Source organism: Spirosoma harenae, from assembly GCF_054776975.1.
In genome coordinates this window covers 129,899-146,968 of sequence record NZ_BAAHBD010000013.1, presented here as the reverse complement: position 1 = coordinate 146,968, position 17,070 = coordinate 129,899, and the positions used below count along the sequence as shown (strand labels likewise).

General features: G+C 48.9%; 9 protein-coding genes. 8 read left to right on the top strand and 1 reads right to left on the bottom strand.

Annotation, left to right across the window (positions count from 1 at the left end; genetic code table 11):
- Window positions 1–104: 104 nt before the first annotated feature.
- On the top strand, window positions 105–419 hold the full coding sequence (locus ACYVE4_RS19145; protein WP_461041806.1) for a winged helix-turn-helix transcriptional regulator: 315 nt from the start codon (window positions 105–107) through the stop codon (window positions 417–419).
- Window positions 420–490: 71 nt separating this feature from the next.
- On the opposite strand, the gene ACYVE4_RS19140 is transcribed toward ACYVE4_RS19145, so the two are convergent.
- Window positions 491–1,318 carry a hypothetical protein gene (locus ACYVE4_RS19140; protein ID WP_461041805.1) on the bottom strand — a complete coding sequence of 276 codons (828 nt, stop codon included), beginning with the start codon at window positions 1,316–1,318 and terminating at the stop codon, window positions 491–493.
- Window positions 1,319–1,831: 513 nt separating this feature from the next.
- Between ACYVE4_RS19140 and ACYVE4_RS19135 the strand changes: the two genes are divergently transcribed.
- The 7 genes from ACYVE4_RS19135 (at window position 1,832) to ACYVE4_RS19105 (ending at window position 17,069) form a co-directional block, all read left to right on the top strand.
- Window positions 1,832–2,956, top strand: coding sequence for a sensor histidine kinase (locus ACYVE4_RS19135; protein ID WP_461041804.1), 1,125 nt, complete (start codon window positions 1,832–1,834; stop codon window positions 2,954–2,956).
- Window positions 2,957–3,044: 88 nt separating this feature from the next.
- The gene (locus ACYVE4_RS19130) at window positions 3,045–7,118 is read left to right on the top strand and encodes an ATP-binding protein (RefSeq protein ID WP_461041803.1); all 4,074 of its coding nucleotides are present in this window, start codon (window positions 3,045–3,047) and stop codon (window positions 7,116–7,118) included.
- Window positions 7,119–7,229: 111 nt separating this feature from the next.
- On the top strand, window positions 7,230–9,029 hold the full coding sequence (locus ACYVE4_RS19125) for a histidine kinase dimerization/phosphoacceptor domain -containing protein (protein ID WP_461041802.1): 1,800 nt from the start codon (window positions 7,230–7,232) through the stop codon (window positions 9,027–9,029).
- A 53-nt stretch (window positions 9,030–9,082) separates the two neighbouring features.
- Window positions 9,083–9,862, top strand: coding sequence for a response regulator (locus tag ACYVE4_RS19120; protein WP_461041801.1), 780 nt, complete (start codon window positions 9,083–9,085; stop codon window positions 9,860–9,862).
- A 36-nt stretch (window positions 9,863–9,898) separates the two neighbouring features.
- The gene (locus ACYVE4_RS19115; protein WP_461041800.1) at window positions 9,899–10,468 is read left to right on the top strand and encodes a 1-acyl-sn-glycerol-3-phosphate acyltransferase; all 570 of its coding nucleotides are present in this window, start codon (window positions 9,899–9,901) and stop codon (window positions 10,466–10,468) included.
- A 137-nt stretch (window positions 10,469–10,605) separates the two neighbouring features.
- Window positions 10,606–14,550 (top strand): beta-ketoacyl synthase N-terminal-like domain-containing protein, encoded by a 3,945-nt coding sequence (locus ACYVE4_RS19110; RefSeq protein ID WP_461041799.1) that lies wholly within the window; start codon window positions 10,606–10,608, stop codon window positions 14,548–14,550.
- 17 nt (window positions 14,551–14,567) lie between these two features.
- Window positions 14,568–17,069 carry an SDR family NAD(P)-dependent oxidoreductase gene (locus tag ACYVE4_RS19105; protein WP_461041798.1) on the top strand — a complete coding sequence of 834 codons (2,502 nt, stop codon included), beginning with the start codon at window positions 14,568–14,570 and terminating at the stop codon, window positions 17,067–17,069.
- Window position 17,070: the final 1 nt, after the last annotated feature.

Below are 17,070 nucleotides of genomic sequence, written 5' to 3'. Positions count from 1 at the left end.
GTACGTTTGATAACCGAAAGTTATCAGTTACCCATAGGTAATCAGTTACCTTTTGGTAATCAACCAAGCAAGCTATGCCTAATTACACAGATTGTTTATCCGCTTTGATCCCTATTAGAGATGCGTTGGAAGTAGTGAACGGAAAATGGAAACTACTGATCTTAGTGTCCATCGGGGTGGGCAATCACCGGTTTCGTGAAATACAGCGCAGTATTCCCGACCTAAGTACGAAGGTGCTAGCGAAGGAGTTAAAAGACTTAGAAGAGAATGGCTTGATCAAACGTACTGTTGAGGATGGCTACCCTGTTCTGATCACCTATACCACGCTGCCTTATGCGGAAACCCTGGGGAGTGTGATCGAGGCTTTGAAGAACTGGGGTGTACAGCACCGGGAGCATATAATGGGAGCCGTGTCCTAACAATCACCTGGTGCCCCGTAGACGGTGGTGAATGTATTAAAAACCGGCCTGTTCAGATCTTTTTACGGCGCTTAATTGAATGCTTTTGAGCTGGATAAATCCATGCTACTTTCGACCTGTACGTAAATCGATTCATCGTCTAATTTAACTAATTCAGGACACTCTGATTGATACGTGATATCTGGGAAACTAGTGTGTGATTGGGGCGCTGGATCGGCCAGCAACCATTGACCTTTCGTGAGCCATGATAGACCAACAGCTGCTAACGCGATCCATTCTAACCAGAAAACCGGTTTGTATTCAGTTGTCCAGGAAAGTACTCGTTGTTCTGATTGGGCATCTAACCAACCAGGCTTCGATATGGCTACAATGGTAAATACGATGATAGAAATAATAACAGCACAAATGCGATACAGACGATTTCGATTACGTGCCTGTCTGTGCATTTCAGCCTTTTGCGTAAATAAATAGAACAGGACAGACATCGTCAGCAGAAAAAATGCGGCAAAGGCTTTATGGAATTCTTCGCCCAGGGCATTGGGATGATAAACATGTGTACTACATCCGTAAATATCCTTTGAGGTAGGCAATAGGGCCACCATAATTATGCAGATACCAGCAAAACGGGTAGCAATAATCTCGCTGACAGTACTGCCTTTGTAGAGGAATAAAAATAAGCCCGTAGTATATAGTAGGCCAACAAAAACGTTGCCCATAGTCGTGTAATAATAATGACTAATGGATGCCAGTACGATTGTGCAATTGTCGAAGGCGGCTGAGCCCGCGATTAGCACAAGAGGAAGTAACACACTGAGCACACCGAGCACTCTCAGCATTCGAAATTGGTACATGCCTACTTTATCGGAGCCAATAAACAGGTCAGTAGTGATATAACTCATCCCAATGAGCTGGTTTGATTAATTGAGTAGCTCAAAGGTAAATTCCAGAAATAAGCTGCACCGGGAAAATGTAGTGAACGACTGTTGCGTGTATGTGAATGCCGGAAATTAGTCAGTCGTCTTCGTTTACTGAATTTCATCTGCTCACATACAAACTGTAGTCATTCACTACATTTTTCAGCGTGCCTTTCTGTAGCTCATATACCTTTGAGTCAGTCAATTAACAGAGGCTACTCCCATGGATACTGTATACTGCCATCGTTCAAACTTACTCGTAACGATTAGTCTGATTTTCACGAATGTCTGTTCATCCGACTATGCTATAAGCACCCCTTTAGGTTTTGAATCCAAAGGGAATACTCATTTGGTAGCTTATTTACCGGCCAGACAATACCCAATAAGCATCCATAAAAGTGGCGTTTTCGACGCTTCATTGTTGAAACCAAATGGACAGTCTGGGTATTTAGAGCGGATCGGAAACTGTAAACTATTGAGGATCGCAGCGCTATAGGTATGAAGTCGACTTATTTAACGATCGCCTTCATTTTCTGCTGGACAATAAGCCACCCTAGTCCATCTATTGGTCAACCGGATGGTTTGCCTGCTTCACAGTTTAATGCAAATAAGCATACCCTCTTGATCGAAAAGAATGGTCAACTGAGTCAACTGGCTGAGAAACGGGGTGATTTTAAGCAGGCTTTGCACTTTTACCGGCTTCAGATGGCTAATCGGGATAGCGTGTTTATCGAAGCCAAAAATCGACAGTTCGCTGAACTGGAAACGCGTTACCAAACCCGCCGGAAAGAAGAAAATAGTAAACAACTTGCTGCTATTGATGCCCTTCAGAAAGGCCAAATGTGGGCCGGAGGAAGTAGCCTTATCCTGATGGGTTTATTATATAGACTGCACCGTCGCGTTCAACTTGGCCGAGCTAGAAATCAGTTACAAGCCGATCAACTTGCCCTGATGATGAATGAATTACATCATCGGGTCAAAAATAACCTGGCCATTGTCTCCAGCCTGCTCAAACTCCAGTCCAATCGACTCGAGGACGAAAAAGCCATTCAGGCTGTGCGAGTGGGCCAGCAGCGGGTGGAAGCGATGGCCCTGATCCACCAACGCCTGTATCAAACCGATATCCTCACCACCGTCAATATGCGGGAGTATCTGAGTGATCTGGCCCAGAGCCTGATGCAGGCCTATGACTACCAAGCCAGCGAATTCGACCTGCAACTCAACATCGAGCAGCAGGATCTGGATGTGGATATGGCAATGCCGTTGGGGCTGATTGTCAACGAGTTGGTAACCAATGCGTTTAAATACGCCTATGGCAACCTGGCCGACAAACGCCCCCTGTTGCGCATTGACTTACGGCCTGAAGCAGTTGCCAGCCAGTCGATTATGATTTTGGAAGTGCAGGACAATGGTCCTGGGATCAATTCGGTCGACTGGCAGCGCAAGGGGGCGAAATCTTCGTTTGGCAAGCGGTTGATTGCCTCGCTGAGTGAGCAGTTGGATGGGGAGTTTGAACTGCTCAAACAGAACGGAACCCTGTTCCGTCTACGGATGCCTCATATAAAGTCCCCGGTACCAGGAAAAAACAAGCCTTTAAGCTTTCTGAGCATAAAACGGCCGTAATCTGACATGTTATGTTAGTAGGCTGATCGTACTATCTTTCTTTACATTCTAGGTGCAAAGAAGTATTATTACGATCTGTTAGCTGCACATGCGAAAATCACTTTCTGCTACGCTACTTCGGATTTGCCAATGGCTTTTGTATGGGTTTAACGGGCTACTGTATACGTCTGTATATGGTCAGTCGGATAATAAACTTGTAGGCTGGCCCCCACTTCAGATTATTGGCGTAGAGCAGGGCTTACCACAGGCGTTTGTTTCCGGTGTGGTTCAGGACGATGCTGGCTTTATCTGGGTAGGCACACTGGGGGGAGTCGCGCGCTACGACGGTCGGCAGATGCTCCCTTTTTATCATCAGCCCAACAATCCGACATCGCCCCGCAGCAACATGGTTGGCTGGCTGGAACGAGGTGGACCCAATCAAATCTGGCTACGCTACAACTCCGGGCAGATCGACCGGATGGACGCCCAAACGGGGCAGTGTCAGCATTTTACGCAGTTAGAGGACAGCCTTCGGGGATTGTCTGGTGACCGCCAGTTACACATCGACCGTCAGGGGAATATGTGGGGACTAATTCTCCACCAGGGAATTTTCCACTATAATGTTCGGCAGAAGCGATTTACTCGATATCGTCGGGCCACGCACGGTCTGGTTAGCGATACCATTAACTCGCTTGCTGAGGATCGTCAGGGCAATATCTGGGCCGTAGCTCCAATGGGAATCAGTCAGATTCATGCGTCCGGCCAATTGGTCAAATCAGCACACTTCATCGGGCTAATACCAGGACTCCGGGCAATGTCCATAAACGACGAACGAGTGCGGGCATTCGTGCGGCCTAATGGCGAGATTATGATCAATAATCAAACGCACCTGCTGTTTATTGACCCCAAACGTATGACGATCCGGTCGGTTGCCTTTGCCTCCCATAAACTCGCCGTCGATCAGCCCCTGTTGAGCCAGGCCGATAATGGTACAGTATATCTATTAGCCGGCGGAACACTTTATCAGTACAAAGATGGAGTAGGAATAACCGAACTTTGGCACTATCGCTCACTGTATGGCAATCGTCATGGCGGACTTCAGGAAACCAGTTTGTGGCTAGACAAATCGGGCGTACTCTGGATGGGTGCCAATACCAAAGGCCTGTTTCGGATCGATGTGGCGGCTGCCCGGCTAGAGGCTTACCGGTATCAGAAGGAATTTTGTACTGATGCGCTGCAAACAACTTTAGGCCTTAACCTGTCCAGTTTTTTTAAATGGCCTTTCGACAATCCAAAAACGGCGTCCTCCTATTATTTCCGGACGAAATACGACCAGCAGGGGCAATTATGGATGGGTATTGGCCACGAGATAGGCGTCTATTCGTTCCAAACGCGCACGTTTAAACAGCTTCCCAATCTGGATACTCCTCAATCGAATGGGGTCACTCCGGATTATTTACTTCGGGGAATCGCTGTTACTGCCGATAAACAGGTTTGGGCGCTATCGTCAACAGGAACACTATATCAGTATGATTCGCCTGGTCGCCGATGGCAAACACCCTTTGGGAAGTTAGCCGTTGAAGCACTGGATCTGGTGGCTGATACGAGCGCCTTCTGGGCGACAACGATGGCCAATGGACTACTTCGGTACGATGCCAGAACTCATCGGTGCCGCGCTATTCATTTTGATCGCCAACCCGGTAATAATACGGACGAATCCCTGCTAAATCTGCATCAGGATGAGAAACATCCTGATTGGCTATGGATCGGCGGGTATCGGGGATTGATCTGGTTTAACAAGCGGACTGGTCGCTATCGACGGTTCACTACGGCAGAAGGGCTACCCAATAATACAGTTTATTCCATTCTACCAGACCGACAGGGGTATTTGTGGTTGAGTACTAATCGGGGCCTGTGCCGCTTCGATCCGGTTACGCATAAAACGCTCAACTTCGGTCTATCGGATGGGTTGCCTGGCGAAGAATTCAATCGGTTTCATCATTTGACGCTGCCCGACGGTCGGTTGGCCTTTGGTGGAGTGGAAGGCTGGGTATTATTTGATCCGACTCAACTCAAAGGAGATACTATTCGGCCCGATGTGGCTATAACCAGCCTGAGTATCAATAATCAACTGGTCGATTCGACGGGGCGTCCTACTATGCTGCCACAATTATTCAACACCTTGACTACCCTGCAACTGGCTCATGATCAAAACTATCTGACGTTTGGCTTTGCGGCCCTGAATTATCACCAACCTGAGCGGGTAACGTACCGATACACGCTTGAAGGGTATGATAATCAATGGACTACGACTACGCTTGCTACGGCTAGCTATACACAACTACCGCCGGGCCATTATACCCTGCGAATCGCAGCGACGAATACATCGGGCTTGGCAAGTCGACAAGTTCGCCAGTTAGCCATCACGATTTTACCATCTTTCTGGGCAAGCAACTGGGCGTATGGGTTATATATCGTACTGGTGGGTTCAGTTGGTTGGGGGGTGTTTCGAATGCAGCGTACACGTATTCGCGACCGGCAGGAACTGGCTCTGCGCGATCGGCAGGCTGCCGAATTGCGCCAGTTAGATGAAGCGAAAACCCGATTTTTTACGAACGTTTCGCATGAGCTACGGACACCTCTCACGCTTATGCTTGGGCCGCTAAACAGCGTGTTGAGTCGTAACCGAGTCGAGCCGCAGGACGAACAGTTTATTCGAATGGCCGATCGGAGCGCCCAACAACTACTGGAATTGGTCAATGAATTACTGGATCTAACCCGGCTCGAAGCGGGCAAACTGGATTTGCGTCCTCAGACTGTCCAGCTAAATGGGTTGCTACAGCAATGCCTGGAACCTTTCGTTGGACAAGCCCAGCAGCAAGGGATCAATCTAACGCAGCAAGGGATCAATCTAACGCAGCAACTAGTCACCCCCGACGACCTTTTTGTGGTTATCGACGCGACGAAACTTAAGCGAGTTATTCAAAACCTGTTAGCCAACGCATGCAAATTTACGCCTATGGGAGGAATGGTTTCTTTGAAGGCTATCTGTCACGGGAATAGATTACGTATATGGGTAACCGACACTGGACGAGGGATTGATCCCATTGATTTACCGCACATCTTCGACCGGTACTTTCAAACACAGCAATCCAGTACCCCATTGGAAGGTGGTACGGGCATTGGGTTAGCACTTTGTCAGGAACTGGTGCGACTCATGCAAGGGACTATTCATGTGGAAAGCACACCAGGGCAAGGCAGCTCGTTCTGTGTCGACTTACCCTTGGCGGTAGCATCCGGCGAAGTAGTGACTAGTGAAGAGCCGGAGTCGAATCAACACACTATACCAGAAACGGGTAGGGGGTATCGTACAGAAGACAAAGAAATCGAATCATTCCACAGGCAAGTTGGTCAGACGACTGAATTAGACATTGTTCTACTGGTAGAAGATAACGCAGAACTTCGAACCTATCTGACCGCGCTATTGACACCGGGATTACGTGTAGTAACGGCCGCCAATGGGCAGGCAGCTCTTCATCGACTTGTCGATTTGCCTCAACTTCCGTCCCTCATCATTGCCGACATTATGATGCCGATCATGGATGGATTTGAATTACTGGAAACACTGAAAGCGCACCCGACTTATCGAACGATTCCCGTAATTATGCTAACGGCCCGAACGGAGGCTGCCGATAAACTTCGAGCATTGCGGCTGGGAGTTGATGATTATTTACTGAAGCCATTTAACGAATCTGAACTCACGGCACGTGTCACAGCCCTGCTTCAGAACCGACGCAATCGACAGATAGCCTTAGACGATCAACCACTTGAACCGGAAGAAGAATTACCTGCGATTTCGGCCGATGAACAACACTGGCTGGAAAAACTCGAAGAGTTAATGGCCGGTCGGCTGGGGCAGTTTGATCTGAATGCCGACGAACTAGCCGACGAACTAGCCATGACCAGACGAACCTTATACCGAACGATCAAGCGACTAACTGGCCTGACGCCGGCCCAGTACATGGCTGAGGCTCGTTTTCAGGAAGCTCGACGGCTACTCGAAACCCGACAAGTGTCGTCCGTGAAGCAGGTAGCCTACCGAGTCGGATACCGGAAGGTTACTTACTTTAGTCAGGTCTACCAGCAACGATTCGGTAAAAAACCGATAGATTATCTGAAATAAGGATGGGAATTACATGTGTTGGCACGCTAATGGCGCTTTTTGGCACACAAGTGAAGCAAGGTCTCCATTAATTTGGGCGGTATTTTTAGTCTCTATACCTCTTTTGGGCTCATGAAACCATTCTATAAACTCTCGGCCTTCCTGCTACTTATTCTGTTGCCCAACGGATTATACGCCCAACTAGGATTGCTGCCTGCTTCAGTGGTGAACGCGCCGGACTCCGTTAAGTTATGGACCCTGCGCCAACTTGGTGATTCGCTGATAAACGTTGGTCAGACGACGGCGTCCCGAAACGCGTATGAGCAGGCATTAGCCATGGCCAAGGAGGTCGGCAGACTCGATGATATTGGATTAGGCTACCGCTGCATGGGCTACTGGCACCAGACAACCGGCGATCCAAGCGGAGCTATTGATTGGTATCTCAAAGCATTGGAAACCTTTAAACAGAGTGGCAATCTACGAAAGCAGGCTCGAACTGCGGCTTTTATTGGATTCGCGTATGACATGATTCACAAGTTGCCCGAAGCCCGACGGTATCTACTTCAGGGTATCAAACTGGCCCAGCAAGGTGGCTATGAGAAGGAGCTTTATGAACTGTATGGCAACATGGCGAATCTCGAAGGGCAAAGTCAGCGCTATGGGCAGGCGATGGCCTATACCCAGAAAATTCTGGCTTATTATAAAAGTAAAAAAGATACGGCTACTTATTACGGAGTACTGTTTAACCTGGCTCAGCTCTATAAAAAGCAGAAGCAGTATGCACGGGCGGAACAAACGTTTCGGGACGTACTAGCCTACGCCGATAAACATAAGGACGATTATGTACGGGGTTATGTTTATGCAAGTCTTCCCGCCGTGCTGATTCCCCAAAACAAGTTAGCAGAAGCGGAAAAAGACTGCCAGATGGCACTGGCCTGGGTTGATAGTACAGGCACGTCTAGACATACTACGCTGGAAGAAATCTACGGCCACCTGAGTCAGATTTGGGAAAAACGGGGCGATTATCGACAGGCACTTTCATTTTACAAACGCCAGATGGCCAGTCACGATAGTGTGTTTAATGCGACTAAAAATCAGCAGGTGACCGAACTGGAAACACGCTACCAAACCCGTCAGAAAGAAGAAAATATTAAGCAGCTAGCCACAACCAATGCGCTGCAAAAAAGCCAGATCTGGATCGGCGGAAGTAGCCTCATCCTGATGACCATTCTGTTGGCTATATTAGCCTGGTTTTACCGGCGTATCCAGCTCAGCCGAGCTAAAATTCAGCAGCAGGCCGACCAGTTGGCCCTGATGATGAAAGAACTTCATCATCGGGTCAAGAACAACCTGGCTATTGTCTCCAGCCTGCTCAAACTCCAGTCCAACCGACTCGAGGACGAAAAAGCCATTCAGGCTGTGCGAGTGGGCCAGCAGCGGGTGGAAGCGATGGCCCTGATCCACCAACGCCTGTATCAAACCGATATCATCACCACCGTCAACATGCGGGAGTATCTGAGTGATCTGGCCCAGAGCCTGATGCAGGCCTATGACTACCAAGCCAGCGAATTCGACCTGCAACTCAACATCGAGCAGCAGGATCTGGATGTGGATATGGCGATGCCGTTGGGGTTGATTGTCAATGAGCTGGTAACCAATGCGTTTAAATACGCCTATGGCAACCTGGCCGACAAACGCCCTCTTTTGCGCATTGACTTACGGCCTGAAGCAGTTGCCAGCCAGTCGATTATGATTCTGGAAGTGCAGGACAATGGTCCTGGGATCAATTCGGTCGACTGGCAGCGCAAGGGGGCGAAGGCTTCGTTTGGCAAGCGGTTGATTGCCTCGCTGAGTGAGCAGCTAGAGGGGGAGTTTGAATTGCTGAATCAGAATGGCACCCTATTCCGTTTACAGATGCCTACCGTTCGTTGATAGATCTCCATTGCTTACTGTATAAGCGACAAATACCAGTTAATTAGATTGTTATGAATACGGATGAACGCGTTAAAATCTTGATTATTGAAGACGAGCCGATCTTAGCCATGGAGCTAAGTGATTGCCTGGAGGAAGAAGGCTACGACGTAGTCGGTACGGCCAACAATGGACGCAAAGCCCTCGACATATTTAAACGCCAACCAGTCGATCTATTGCTGTGTGATATTAATATAAAGGGTGATTGGGATGGCATTGAGACCACTCATCAGCTAATTGCGGAGCGACCTGTTCCGGTTATTTACCTGACTGCCCTAACGGATCGACAAACGCTGGACCGTGCGAAACAAACCTACCCGGCAGCCTATGTCACGAAACCTTATCAGTTGCACAGCCTTCGGACAGCTATTGAACTGGCGATTTATAACTTTTCTGTTCGCACAGCACCGACTCCTGCCAGCCAACCTGAACCTGCTTCCTCTGGCCGCGACCCACTCGGGCGGGAAACCATCCTTCAGATTAATGATTTTCTGTTTATCAAACAGAACAACCAGTTTGTAAAGATTAATATGAGCGATTTGCTGTACTTAGAAGCCGACAATATTTATACGAATCTCTTCACCAGTAGCCGTAAATATGTGCTCCGACTTACATTGAGTGCCGTTTTAGACCGTATCAGACAGCCCGAACTGGTTCGGATTCATCGTTCCTACGCGGTTAATATCAATAAAGTGGAATCCTTTAATGAAACCGAAGTGAAAATCGGTAATCAGCTTATCGCTCTCAGCCGAAACCATAAGGATGAATTTTGGGGGCATTTTATGCATCGGTAAAACCTCTTTTTAACTCGAAATTGACTTAGCTGTTATATGCTCAGTTCCTTTACCCGTTTGTTATTTAAAGTTTGGGGTTGGCGTGTCGTTGGGCCTGTTCCAACGGTGCCGAAAGCGATTTGGGTAGAAGCGCCCCACACCACCAATTGGGATTTTCTGGTTGGACTTGGTGTTCGGCCCACGATCCATATCTGGATTCAGTACTTCGCCAAAAGTTCATTACTTACCTGGTACTCAGGATGGCTATTTCGGGTAACGGGTGGTATCCCCGTTTATCGCGATAAAGCGCATAATCTGGTCGATGCTATGGTAAATGCATTCGACCAGACCGAACGTCTCCACATTTGCATCGCGCCTGAAGGCACCCGTAGCAACGTCGACAAACTCAAAACGGGGTTCTACTACATTGCGGTCAAAGCCAATGTTCCGCTTATTCTGGTTGGCTTCGATTGGCCCCGAAAGCTCGTTATTTTAAGTGAGCCACTTTACCTAACCGGCAATTACGAAACCGATATGATCCCTTTCTACGAGTTTTTTTCTCAAATACAGGGTGTCAGAAAAAACTGGTTTACACAATGGGAGCAAACAGGTGTGATTGAGGGCTAATTCCTCTTGCAAACCACTCACATATAAATTCCGGTAGTTCACTCATCCCCTGCCGTTATACACCGACATTCCCCAGCATGCGCTCGGCGATTAGGTTAGATTTGATTGCTTCAAAAAGCACAAAACACACGTAAATCATGGATCGTACGGATTTTCTATTGCGACAAACGCCCGTAGCAATCGTTGGGATGGCCTCAATTTTTGCTGATGCAGCTAACCTGGAAAGCTACTGGAAAAATATTATTCAGCGCGTAGATAGCATTCGGGAAGTGCCGGAAAACCGCTGGAAAATCAGCGACTACTACGATCCCAACCCGTCAACACCAGATAAAACCTACTGTAAAGTGGGCGGATTTATCCCCGAAATCGACTTCAATCCGCTTGAGTTTGGCCTGCCACCTAAATTACTGGAAGCCACCGATACCGCTCAATTATTAAGTCTGTCCGTCGCCAGAGATGCACTTATCGATGCCGGTTATGCGCCGGATTCGATAAAATTTGACAATAAACTTCGCGAGCGAACGGGCGTCATTTTAGGCGTTGGTGGTGGACAAAACCTGATTCTGCCGTTGAGTTCCCGGCTGGAATCACCCGTCTGGCGAAAAGCGATGGAATCGGCGGGTTTGCCTGATGACCAGATTGAGCAGATCATTGAAAAAATCAAAACGGCGTATGTTCCCTGGTCTGAGGACAGTTTTCCGGGCTTGCTGGGTAACGTGATTGCTGGTCGGATTGCCAACCGCTTCGACCTGGGCGGCATCAATTCGGTGGTCGATGCGGCCTGTGCGGCTTCGTTGAGTGCGGTCAAAATGGCCCTGAGTGAACTGATCGAAGGCCGATGCGACATGATGCTGACGGGTGGCGTGGATACAAACAATTCGCCATTCATGTATATGAATTTCAGCAAAACCCCCGCTTTTTCGCAGAAAGGGCATATTCGTCCTTTTGATCAGGATTCCGATGGGATGCTGCTGGGTGAAGGGCTGGGCATAATCGTCTGTAAGCGGCTGGATGACGCGATTCGAGATGGTGACCGGATCTATGCCACCATCCGGGGACTAGGTTCGTCGAGTGATGGTCGGTTCAAGAGCATTTACGCCCCCCGGCCAGATGGACAGGCGTTGGCTATGCAACGAGCCTACGACGAAGCGGGTTATGATGCCTCAACGGTCGGCCTGATCGAAGCCCACGGTACAGGTACGGTGGCGGGTGATTTATCCGAAATTACCTCGACCAAACAAGTCTTTGGAAAGTCGAATCTAACGCTGAATCACATTGCAATTGGCAGTGTCAAATCGCAGATCGGTCATACCAAATCAGCTGCGGGGATAGCGGGTTTGATTAAAGCGGCTTTGGCACTGCACCATAAAATTCTTCCGGCAACCATCAACGTCGATCAGCCGAATCCGCAACTGGACCTGGAAAACTCGGCTTTGTATGTCAATACGCAAACTCGGCCCTGGTTTCGAAAAACGAGTTTTATACCGCGTCGTGCGGCTGTCAGTGCGTTTGGATTTGGTGGCGTTAACCTGCATACAACCCTGGAAGAATTCAACGACGAACCGCAGGAGGATTATCGTCAGCATACACTCCATGCGATCATTTTACTGCATCAGACTAACGTATCACTATTACTTGATACGTGCCGACAGCAGTTGACTTTACTCCAATCAGAGGAGGCCGATACTCACTTAAAACGGTTGGCGAATGGGTCAAAAATCGCAAATATACCGCCGACGCATCCTCGAATAGGCTTTGTGTCTTCGTCTCCCGACGAAGCCCGTCAAAAACTGGAGCAGGTGATTTTGGCGCTGGAACGTAATACGGAGCAGGACGAATGGTCGCATCCAATTCTGGGCATTTGGTATCGAAAATCGGCGCTGGATGCCAGCCATAAGGTGGTGGCTCTGTTTGCCGGGCAAGGTTCGCAGTATGTGAACATGGGTAACGATCTGGCCTGTACTTACCCAAAGGTGCGATCGTCGTTTAATCAGGCAAACCGTTTCTTTGAAGCAAAAGGTCAGAAACCAATCACGGAAGTCGTGTTTCCCATTCCGGTTTTTTCGGATGACGTTCGGCAGCAACAGGAAGCAACCCTTCGGCAAACAGCGTTTGCACAACCAGCCATCGGAGCGCTTAGCGCAGGGATGTATCGACTGTTGGCGGATGCCGGTTTTCAGGCGAACTACTTCGCAGGCCACAGCTATGGCGAGTTGACAGCGCTTTGGGCGGCAGGGGCGCTGGATGACAATACCTTTTATGGACTCTCCAAAATTCGTGGTGAAGCGCTGGGCGCAGCATCCGCAGATAGTAGAGAATCAGGGGGGATGCTTGCTATTAAGGGCAATCGATCAGCTGTTGAGCAGCTCCTGAACGGTCGGACTGGCGTTTGGCTTTCTAATATCAACTCCCCATCGCAACTGGTAATTGGCGGGCACAAAGAAGCATTACTGGCATTGCTGGATGACGCGAAAGAAAAAGGTTATTCGGCTACGATACTGCCCGTATCGGCTGCCTTCCATACACCATTGATCAGTCAGGCGCAACAGCCATTTGCGGATGCAATTAAGCGTGTCAGCGTATCAGCACCTTCTGCTCCTGTATTTTCAAATACAACTGGACAACAATATCCAGCAGATTCACAGCAGATTAAAGAGATGCTGTCTGGGCATATCGTAAACCCAGTACGCTTCAACGAACAAATTGACGCCATCTATGAACAGGGTGGGCGAGTGTTTGTTGAGTTCGGTCCGAAGAATATTCTGAGTAATCTGGTAACGGAAATACTGGCTGGCAAACCGCACACCACGATTTCGTTGAATGCGAATCCTAAAAAAGACGCGGATAAGCAGCTGCGGGAAGCTATCGTGCAATTAACTGTACTGGGGCAGCCACTTCAAGGCTTCGACCGCTTTGAAAAAGCCTTTGAAGAGCCAGCGCCCAAACCCAAACTTTCGATCAAAATCAGTGGCTACAATTTCGTTTCCGACACGACTAAGCAGCGATACGAACAAGCTCTTGCGATACCTCCAATAAATAACCTTCCTCTTTCTGATCTCATTCCAGATACCCAAAACGACGACGAAGCTATGAATCCCCTTCTTACTCAAATCCAGTCTGATATTGCCGCTTTAAAAGACCAGCAAAACCGAATTGAAGCCTTATTGACGAATTTGCTCCAAAGCAGCAAGGCTAGCCAGTTGAATGGCTCTGCCCCAAAACCTGCCTCCACTGTTCTGGAATCGCAACCCGTTTCTGTTTCCTCTCAATTACCAGTAAATGGTATAAATGGCTATAAAAATGGCTCATACAACGGCTCTACCAATGATGCTTCTATTGTGCATCCTGTACAAGCCCTCCCAAAGGCAGAGTCAGCACCAAAGACGAGTGAAGTAGACCGCAAACATATCGAAACGAGTTTGCTATCGGTGGTGGCGGAGAAAACGGGCTATCCCGCTGAAATGCTGGAAATGAGTATGGATATGGAGGCTGACTTGGGCATCGATTCGATCAAACGGGTGGAGATTTTTGGTACTATGACCGAAGCGCACCCATCCGTGCAAGGCGTTAAACAACAGGAACTAACCGAACTACGAACGCTTCAGCAGATTGTCGATTATCTGGCTACCAAAATCACGGGTAACTTGACGACTGGTCAGGTTAAAACAGTTGCACCAACGAATGGAAATCCGTCGATCCCCGCAACCAAACCGGCAAACGATCAAGTTAGTCAGCCAGCGCCGGTTCAGGTTTCAGCCTCAACAAATAACATCTCAATCCCTACCCGGACTATACCCGAAATAGATCGAAAAATCATTGAAACAAGTCTGCTGTCAGTAGTAGCGGAGAAAACGGGCTATCCCGCCGAGATGCTGGAAATGAGTATGGATATGGAAGCTGACTTGGGCATCGACTCAATTAAGCGCGTAGAAATCTTCGGTACTATGACTGAAGCGCACCCATCCGTGCAAGGGGTAAAGCAACAGGAGTTAGCTGAACTCCGGACCCTCCAGCAAATTGTCGATTATCTGGCTACTAAAATGACAGCAGGGTTGGAGGTCGCTGACGGAAAAAAGTGGTAGAAGCCGATTCCGTCAGCATGGTTCAGACGAGCTACGCACCGGGTAAATACCCAAATGTGCCGCGCTCAGTAGCCGCACTCCGGTATCTGCCAGCACCAGACACGTTGCTAATGCCAAAGGAAGGCATAACGCTGATTATCAACGACGGATCGGACTTAACGCCCGCGCTCTGCACCGAGCTATCCCTGAAAAATCATGACGTAGTTGTTCTGACGTTTTCAGCGACGAATCATACAGCAAACCCATCCATTCCAGAGGGTATAACCGAATATGTACTACCTGACCGACAATCAGAAACCATTCGAGCCGGTCTGAGTCAATTGGCAAAACCCGTAAGCCAGCTTATCTATTTACATCCTCGACTTACGAGTCAGGTGAATATGCTAACGTTTGCAAGTACACAGGAAAAAAGCTATTTAAAGACCGCGTTTTTGCTGGCTAAATACGTAAAACAGTCCTTGACCGAAACGGTCTGGCAAACCCGCCCAGCGTTCCTGATCGTTACCCGGCAGGATGGTGCATTTGGTGCCGCCAATTCGGGACAGAATGCCATTTTAGGGGGCGGTTTAGCGGGTCTAACCAAATCGCTGAATTTAGAATGGCCAACCGTGTTCTGTCGGGCAGTCGATCTGTCGCCGGAGCTTGTCGCCAGCGAAGCCGCTGAAAAGATCCGACAGGAGCTATATGATGCCGATCAGTGTTTGACGCAAACCGCATACAATTCGGAGGGAAAACGGTTCACGTTGATAGCTGAGCCAGTGGCCGCTCTCAGCGTTCCGACGTTAGAAGCCCGGATCTCGCAAACTAGTGTATTTCTGGTAACGGGCGGTGGTCGGGGAATTACCGCAAGCTGTGTCAATCAACTAGCGGCTACATTCCAATGTACGTTTATTCTACTTGGCCGAACTGAATTGCAGGAATATGAGCCTGTCTGGGCGCAAGGTAGCAATGATCAGGCTGAGCTGAAACGGCGGGCCATGGAAACCTTGAAAGCAACAGGTGAAAAACTGCTCCCTCGGACGATTGAACGCATGGTGAGTGAGGTTGTGGCGCAACGGGAAATTCAGTCGAATCTGAACCAATTGAAATGCGAAGGTGCTACTGCCTATTACCGGGCCGTAGATGTAACCAATCCTGAAGCCGTAAAAGCCGTTCTGAGCGAGCTAGTACCAATCACTGGCCCAATCACAGGCTTGATTCATGGGGCTGGTCGGCTGGCGGATAAACGGATTGAACACAAAACGGAAGCTGATTTCGATGCCGTCTTCGATGTGAAAGTACAAGGGCTGGCGTCTGTGATGCAGGCTATCTCCGTAGCGAATCTTCGCCATGTCGTTTTATTTTCATCGGTCGCCGGATTCTATGGTAACGTGGGGCAAACCGACTATGCAATGGCTAATGAGGTTCTGAATCGATTTGCGTATCTATTTCAGAAGAATTTCCCGAAGGCGCAGGTCGTATCCATCAACTGGGGAGCCTGGGATTCGGGTATGGTCAGCCCAGAATTGAAGAAGATGCTGCTAGCTCACAAGGTCGAATTTGTGCCGTCGGATGAGGGGCCTCGCGCGCTAGTCGACCAACTAAGTACGTGGGCGCAGGATCAGGTACAGGTTTTATTAGGCGGCACGCTCCCCGTTCCTAAAGCCGTGACGGATGGTCCTTTGAGAAGCCACGTAATTCTGCGTACCATGACGCTGGAAGCCAATCCATTTCTGCGACATCACGTTATTCAGGGTCATCCCGTTTTGCCAATCAACATGGCCAATACCTGGCTGGTCCAAACCGCCGATACGCTTTATCCGGGCTTTCAGTTGTATAAAGAAAGCAATGTGAAGCTATTTAAAGGTATCGTTTTCGACGGGAATCAACCGGCAGATTTCCAGATTACGGTACAGGAACAGGAGAAAAATTCGGAGCGGATTCAAGTGTTGGTAACCATTACGAGTCCACAGGCGGGTAGACTGCCCTTGCCGCATTATCAGGCACAGATTCTACTGGTAAGTCAGCCCGACAAATCGGCTATTGAACCCTTACCCGATCGCCAAAACCTAACGCCGATCATTCGGGATGGCTCGGTGCTGTATCAGGATGGAACCCTTTTTCACGGACCTGATTTTCAGGGTGTACAACAGGTAATTACGTTAAATGAAAACGGTGCTCTCCTGCTCTGCGAACATCCGGGAGTAGCCTGGGAGCGTCAGGGTCAATTTTCGACCTCGTCCATTAATGGCTTCCTGACCGATGTTATGTATCAGGGTTTGCTGATTTGGGTTCGTCGGTTTCATGGTTGTGCCTGTCTGCCTCTGAGCACCGACTGGGTAGAGATGCCGCATAAACTGCCCTTTGGGCGACCTTTCTACGTGTCGCTCCAGGTAGTAAAATCAACCGAATTTACGATGTCTGCCGATCTCACGGCGTTCGATTCCATAACGGGGATGGTATTCCTGAAAACGCACCGGGCGAATGTGTCCATTAGCCGGGATTTACAATGGACAGCTCAGCAACCGCTAGCTAGTTAAT

Bases quoted from the DNA above. Each gene is read 5' to 3' on its own strand.
- ACYVE4_RS19140 (WP_461041805.1), bottom strand. From the start codon at position 1,318: ATGAGTTATATCACTACTGACCTGTTTATTGGCTCCGATAAAGTAGGC.
- ACYVE4_RS19135 (WP_461041804.1), top strand. From the start codon at position 1,832: ATGAAGTCGACTTATTTAACGATCGCCTTCATTTTCTGCTGGACAATA.
- ACYVE4_RS19130 (WP_461041803.1), top strand. From the start codon at position 3,045: ATGCGAAAATCACTTTCTGCTACGCTACTTCGGATTTGCCAATGGCTT.
- ACYVE4_RS19125 (WP_461041802.1), top strand. From the start codon at position 7,230: ATGAAACCATTCTATAAACTCTCGGCCTTCCTGCTACTTATTCTGTTG.
- ACYVE4_RS19120 (WP_461041801.1), top strand. From the start codon at position 9,083: ATGAATACGGATGAACGCGTTAAAATCTTGATTATTGAAGACGAGCCG.
- ACYVE4_RS19115 (WP_461041800.1), top strand. From the start codon at position 9,899: ATGCTCAGTTCCTTTACCCGTTTGTTATTTAAAGTTTGGGGTTGGCGT.
- ACYVE4_RS19110 (WP_461041799.1), top strand. From the start codon at position 10,606: ATGGATCGTACGGATTTTCTATTGCGACAAACGCCCGTAGCAATCGTT.
- ACYVE4_RS19105 (WP_461041798.1), top strand. From the start codon at position 14,568: ATGGTTCAGACGAGCTACGCACCGGGTAAATACCCAAATGTGCCGCGC.